This is a genomic window from Streptomyces sp. NPDC059037 (assembly GCF_042740015.1).
Lineage (GTDB): Bacteria > Actinomycetota > Actinomycetes > Streptomycetales > Streptomycetaceae > Streptomyces.
The window spans coordinates 1-5,568 of sequence record NZ_JBHYIG010000425.1; the positions used below are offsets into that span (position 1 = coordinate 1).

7 protein-coding genes are annotated in these 5,568 nt (G+C 67.0%); 2 read left to right on the top strand and 5 right to left on the bottom strand.

What is annotated here, in order from left to right; all coding sequences use genetic code 11:
* Both ACFWY6_RS43735 and ACFWY6_RS43740 read right to left on the bottom strand, forming a co-directional pair.
* Positions 1-834, bottom strand: an 834-nt coding sequence (locus tag ACFWY6_RS43735; RefSeq protein WP_384702987.1) for a CPBP family intramembrane glutamic endopeptidase, incomplete at its 3' end; no start/stop codon positions are given.
* A gap of 20 nt (positions 835-854) precedes the next feature.
* Positions 855-2,708 carry a DHH family phosphoesterase gene (locus ACFWY6_RS43740; protein ID WP_384702990.1) on the bottom strand — a complete coding sequence of 618 codons (1,854 nt, stop codon included), beginning with the start codon at positions 2,706-2,708 and terminating at the stop codon, positions 855-857.
* 209 nt (positions 2,709-2,917) lie between these two features.
* Here ACFWY6_RS43740 and ACFWY6_RS43745 point away from each other — a divergent pair, with 209 nt between their 5' ends.
* Positions 2,918-3,253 carry an Lsr2 family protein gene (locus ACFWY6_RS43745; RefSeq protein WP_384702993.1) on the top strand — a complete coding sequence of 112 codons (336 nt, stop codon included), beginning with the start codon at positions 2,918-2,920 and terminating at the stop codon, positions 3,251-3,253.
* 87 nt (positions 3,254-3,340) lie between these two features.
* On the opposite strand, the gene ACFWY6_RS43750 is transcribed toward ACFWY6_RS43745, so the two are convergent.
* From ACFWY6_RS43750 to ACFWY6_RS43760, 3 genes are all read right to left on the bottom strand, one after another.
* Positions 3,341-3,667, bottom strand: a complete 327-nt coding sequence (locus ACFWY6_RS43750; protein WP_384702996.1) for a hypothetical protein — start codon at positions 3,665-3,667, stop codon at positions 3,341-3,343.
* A 13-nt stretch (positions 3,668-3,680) separates the two neighbouring features.
* On the bottom strand, positions 3,681-3,863 hold the full coding sequence (locus ACFWY6_RS43755) for a hypothetical protein (protein ID WP_384702999.1): 183 nt from the start codon (positions 3,861-3,863) through the stop codon (positions 3,681-3,683).
* A 111-nt stretch (positions 3,864-3,974) separates the two neighbouring features.
* The gene (locus ACFWY6_RS43760) at positions 3,975-4,469 is read right to left on the bottom strand and encodes a hypothetical protein (RefSeq protein WP_384703002.1); all 495 of its coding nucleotides are present in this window, start codon (positions 4,467-4,469) and stop codon (positions 3,975-3,977) included.
* A 720-nt stretch (positions 4,470-5,189) separates the two neighbouring features.
* Between ACFWY6_RS43760 and ACFWY6_RS43765 the strand changes: the two genes are divergently transcribed.
* A complete protein-coding gene (locus tag ACFWY6_RS43765; RefSeq protein WP_384703005.1) occupies positions 5,190-5,372 on the top strand; it encodes a hypothetical protein in 183 nt (60 codons plus the stop codon).
* Positions 5,373-5,568 lie beyond the last annotated feature (196 nt).

Genomic DNA, 5,568 nt, shown 5'->3' on the forward strand with positions numbered 1-5,568 from the left:
TTTGTTTTTTTTCTGCTCTGTGGTCGAGCTCTGCGCCTGCGGCGGCGCGTGGCCCGGCGCGCGCGGGCGCCGGCCCCCCCGCCCCCCCCCCCCGGCGACCCGCCGGTAGAGCCCCAAGGCACAACCAGCGAAGGCCAGGCACAGGAACGCCGCAGAAGCGGGGTTCGCCAGAGCGCCGAGCGCCTGCGCCGGGACAAGGGCGGCGGCGAGGTTGAAGCCCAGGTGCAGGAGCACGCAGGGCCACAGCACGCGCGTGCGTTCGTAGACCAGGGCCAGGAGCACCGCCAGCGGCAGGGTCGAGGCGAACTGCACGGCGTTGCCGTGCAGCAGGCCGAACACCACGGCGGTGACCAGCGTGGAGGCGAGGATGCTCACCCGCTTGCGCAGCAACGGGTAGATCAGCCCTCGGAACAGGAACTCCTCCCCTGCGGGAGCCGCGACCATGGTGAGCAGCAGGGTCGTCAGTGCCCCGGCCGCATGCCTGGTCTGGTTCGCCGAGTCAAAGCCGGCGGACCCGATCGTGACGTAGATCCACAAGGCCAGCGACTGCCCGGCGAGGAAGGCCAGGACCGCGCAGCCGGGGACGGTCCATCCGAAGCGTGGGATCTCCGGCCTCGGCCGCGGGGCCGGCGCATGCGCGAACCACCGGGGCCGCTGGATCCTCACCGAACCGACCAGGACGACAACAAGCATGCCCAGGACGGCGGTCGCAACAATCGGCTCTCCGATGAGGCGGACTGCGACGGTGCCGAGGCCGAGGTAGACCGCGACGGCGGCGAGCGGCACGAGGACGCACCACCCGAGCAGACGCGAGGTGATCGGTGAAGTCGTCAAGGTCTCCTCCTCTACGGGGCTCAAGCAGCCGTGGTGATCTGTTCGTTGATGACGGCCTGGACGCGGGTGTCGCCGCGGAAGGTGTTCAGCTGCAGCGTCGCCGTGAAGCGCAGCGTGCCGAGTTCGGTGCGGCTGGCGCGCTGCACGAAGCCCCGGAGCATGTCGAACTTCTCCTCGGCGACGTTCCACCACAGGCAGGACAGGCCGGACCGGGTGACCAGGCGCAGGTGCTGCGATTCGGATCCGATCCGGTCCACGCGCAGACCCAGGGGCTCGATCGCGATCTCGACGACCGGAGCGGTGAAACCGTGCCCGAAGGGCTTGAGTCCCTCGGTCCGACGCACCAGCTCGAACAGCGGCTGCAGATCCTCGAGGCCGGCGTCGCAGTCGGCGTCCGGGCCGAGTACCAGATCACCGCTCGGTCCGTCGGTGCTGACGGCGAGCAGGGCGAGCTGGGTGGCGTCCTGCAGCACGGCGACGAGGTCGCAGAGCTTCTCCGCCTTCGCGACGCGGACGCCGCAGGCCTGCTGGTGCCCGATGGCGCTGAGACCGTCGTGCGGCTCCAGGCTGGTGATGATGTCGAACCACCCCGGCGCGCGACCGGAGCCGCTGACGAAATCCTCGGGTCCGGCGGGCCGGTTGACGACGACGACCGGGTGGCCCTTGAGCTCCATCATCCGGTTGGCCAGCAGCCCGTACATGCCCGGGTAGGCGTCCGAAAAGTACACCCACGGGGCCAAGGGCTGGTCCCCGGTGGTGAGTTCTTCCATGTGTTCGATGACCAGCTGCTTGCGCAGCTCGTTGCTCTCGATCACCTGGTGGACGCCCTTGAGCTTGACGTCAGCACCGGCGGCCGTGAACACCGCGAAGCACGGCTCAAGCGAAGCCCCCGTGCGCCGGGGGCTGTTCATCGCCGGGGCGAGGTAGAAGCCGAAGAAGCCCTCGTCGAGGTCGTCGACATCGCGGATCTTGCCGATCTGCGCGAAGGCTTTGAGCACGATCGCGAAGCCCTCGAAGGCCCGGAGGAAGACCGGGTGGTGCGGCTCGGTGCGCAGCAGCTGCATCAGGATCGACTGCTCGACGTCGATGACATCGGGGTCAGCGTCGAACCCACCCCAGGGGTTGGGGATCGTCTTCGGCGCGGCGACGCGCAGCAGACGGGCGATCGAGATCGCATCACGCACCAGCTGGCGGTTCTCGTACAGCACGGGCATGACGTCGGAGACGGTGCCGATGCCGGCGAACAGGCGCAGCAGGTGGATCTCCCAGAGCTTCTCGGGCCAGTGCACGCGGGTGTAGGCCTCGATCACCTGGTAGATCACGTGGGCACCGCAGATCCCGGTGTGGGCGTAGGTCTCGTCGATCCGGCACGGGTCGACGGTGATGTCCGCGGTCGAGCCCGGCGCGAGCTCCTCGTGGTGATCGGTCACTAGCGTCATCCAGCCAAGGGCACGCGCGGCGGCGATACCGCGGTGGGAGTTCACTCCCCCGTCGCAGGTGAGCAGGACCCGGGTGGCGGGCCACTTCGCGTGGATCTCGGCTACATCCTCGGGTGCGAGCTCGTGGCCGCGGCGGTAGTCGGGCAGGTGCAGCTCGACATCGAAGCCGAGCTCGGACAAGCCGGCGTAGCCGAGGACACCGGAGGAGATGCCGTCCATGTCGAAGTCAGGGGCGATGGTGATCTTCTTGCCCGTGGTCCGGGCGTCATGAAGAGCCTCGACCATCTCGGCCAGGTCCAGGAGCTCGTCGCGTTCGGTGGACTCGATCTCCTTCAGGTACTGATCCGACCACCCGCGGCGCTGGCACAGCAGCTCGAAGAGGTCAGTGTCCTCGTCGGTGAGCGAATAGTCGTCGACGGCATGGAGCGTGGACATGGTGGGGACCTCTCGATCGGGGTTGTTGGACGGTGGAGAACGGGGTATGCGGCACCCCCTCATATTGCTGTGATTTTAGCAGTAGCATTCGCTCACTCTGCTTATTTAGCAGTGCTTCTGAGTCTCGTTCGGGTTCTAAATGACACACTTATCTCGAATGCCTGTGACAGACTTTCCAAGGTGCTTGCGCATCAGCTACTCTCGCTGATATGGCCATTCGAAGCATTGTCGAGTCAGATCTCAGTGGTAAGCCGGATGCGGCTACGGCGACCTTCGGCCTGGGTGACACCTGGTACGAAGTCGACCTCACAGCTGAGGAACAGAAGAAGCTTGAGGAAGCACTGAAGCCGTACTTGAAGGTCAGTCGGAAAGCCGGGAAGGCGGCGCCCAAGAAGCGAGTCGTACCCGAGACGACTCCCGAGGAGCGCGACAAGATCCGCGAGTGGGCCAAGAAGAAGGGCTTCGACTTCGCAGATCGCGGGCGTATCCCGAAGACGGTCATGAAGGCCTATGACGAGGCGCACGACATCGATCGGAGCAAGTAGCGCCGAGCCTGGTGTTCGTCTCCCGGCCGACTCCTCCCATCCGTCCTTGAAGGGCCCTGCAGCACACTGCAGGGCCCTTCGCGCGTCTCAGAACAGCGGCAGCGACGGATGGAGCACGGTGGCCGTCTCGATCCCCGCGGCTCGCGCGCGAGACCTGCAGTGGATGGTGCCGTGCGAGAAGTGCCCCGGCGTATGCGGCATGAGCTGGTCCTGGTTTCGCTGCGGGCATCCGGGCTTCCGGCAGAGGTCGAGGAAGGCCGTGCACCGCACCTGAGCCCCGGCCTCGCGGAAGACCTGGGCGGCGTCGACCATCTCCTGGTTGCGCTGGAAGCCGGCCCCCTTCCCATGAGCCGACCAGGCGGCGGGGAAAGTGCGGATCTCGAAGCCGGCGGCCCGCCACAGGCGCTCGGCCATGGCGTCGGCACCCTCAAGGCAATGCACCCTCGGGGCAATGCCCCGAGATGAGTACCGGCCGGGTGACGTTCTCCGCTCCCCAGTCGCGCCAGGCGTCGTTGAACGTCTCACGCATGCTCTTCTCGTCGTTCCAGCTGCGGGAACCGGTGACGAGGACAACGTGCGAGAATGATTCTGGAATCATTTCAGCAATCATTCGAGTCTCCTCTCCCTGCGACTCAGCGGTCTCCGCAGCTGGAGTCGAGAGTCAGAGGTCCGGCTCCCAGGCCGCTCGCCGGACATTCATGGTCTGGCGAGTGCCGACGCTTCACGCCTGTCGTCCGGTGTCGGCTTCGATGGTGACCGTGCCCTTCTCGGCGTGGAGTTCGACACGGATCTGATCGTCCTCGCACGCCGGCATGAGGTGGACGGTAAACATTCCGCTGCCTGCGCGGGAGATGTGCACGGTGACGACAGTGCGGTCCTCGACGTCGGTGAAGTCGACGTTTCCGATGTCCTCGGCATCGCCGGAGTGCATCGCCTCGGCTACAGCTTGGTTGTTCGGCTGCCGCAACTTCGGCTCGCAGCGGGCTCCGGTGTCGTAGGGCGAGATTTCGGGCTGGGACTGCGTCATGGTGGTGCCTGCCTTCGTGGACTCGAGTACGGGTGGCGACCATCGAGTGCGGGCCCCGGTGGGGTCCGTGTGATCTCGATGCTCGACCCAGCGCCCGTGCCAGCTTTGCTGGCTGACGATCCGGAAGATCTTGCTGGCGTGATCTGTTCCCGGATGGATCGCATAGCGAGCCGTCGCACGGGTCGTCACTTCTCACCTGAGCCAGGCGCGCAGCGCCAGGCGATCCACCACTGCTGCACTCTTTGCGGCTGTCCATATCTGTGGACGCCATCGCGGGGCAGTGGTGGGGCTTCCTCTCTCAAGCGCAGCGCTGGGCATAGCCGGAGGGAGCGCCAGCGACCGAAGGACCGGCGAGCGAAGCGAGCGGTGGAACCCGTCGGCTATGCCGACTAACACGTCCTCGAAGCGCAGCGGAGAGGCCGAGCGGAGCGAGGGTCCGCAGGACACGTGTTATCAGGTTCCCTTATGCCCTTTTGCTTCTTTGTCGTCGTCCTCGCTGTTCCACGGCTGGAGCGTTAGCGGAAGCCTGGAACAGCGAGGGAAACGGTCCGTACCCTCTCGACCCGTACCCCTCCCCCCTTTTCCGCGCAGCGGGGTACGGGTCTGGCCGTTTCGCCTGGTCATTGCACCTTCTGGCCGTACTGCTGTTTTGCCGTCCGTGATACGGCTGTACCCCCACGCTGACCCATCCCTCGCGAGGCACGAGCGAGGCGGGGGTACGGATGTGCTCCTGACGGGGCGCAGCCCCGGTTCATTGTCCTGCTGCCGTCGGCGGCACAGCCTTCGCCGCGCAGCGGATCCGTCCTCTAGCGACACCGTCGCTTCGGCTGTGGACAACGGCAGGCGGCAGAAGGGCTTGCGGACAGCCTGCTGTTCCGGTTGGGGCTGTACGGCCCAACCCCTGACCAGGTGGACGATCTGTGTGCGGCGATGTTCTTCGACGCTGACCCGGAGGACGTCGGCTGGGTGCAGTGCGGCAAGGAGCCGGGGCACATCCGGCGTGGCGATCCCCTGCACGAGGGCCTGTGGGGCGGCCGGTGTTGGCGCGACGACCACCGGCAGGCCGTACCCGCCGAGAACGAGGAGGGGTGACGCGGCGGCGGCCGGAACAGCCGGCTCCGGCCGCCGCACCAGCACCGTCCCGACGGTTCACCGGCGGCTGTGCTGATCTCGCTCCGCCGACGCTCCGCGGCTGCGGTGGGGGGCGCGCCCGGCGGGCGGGCGGGGCCCCGGCGCCGCCCACCAGAGCCGCGGCGATAACCAAGGCCGCGGTTACACAGATGAAGAG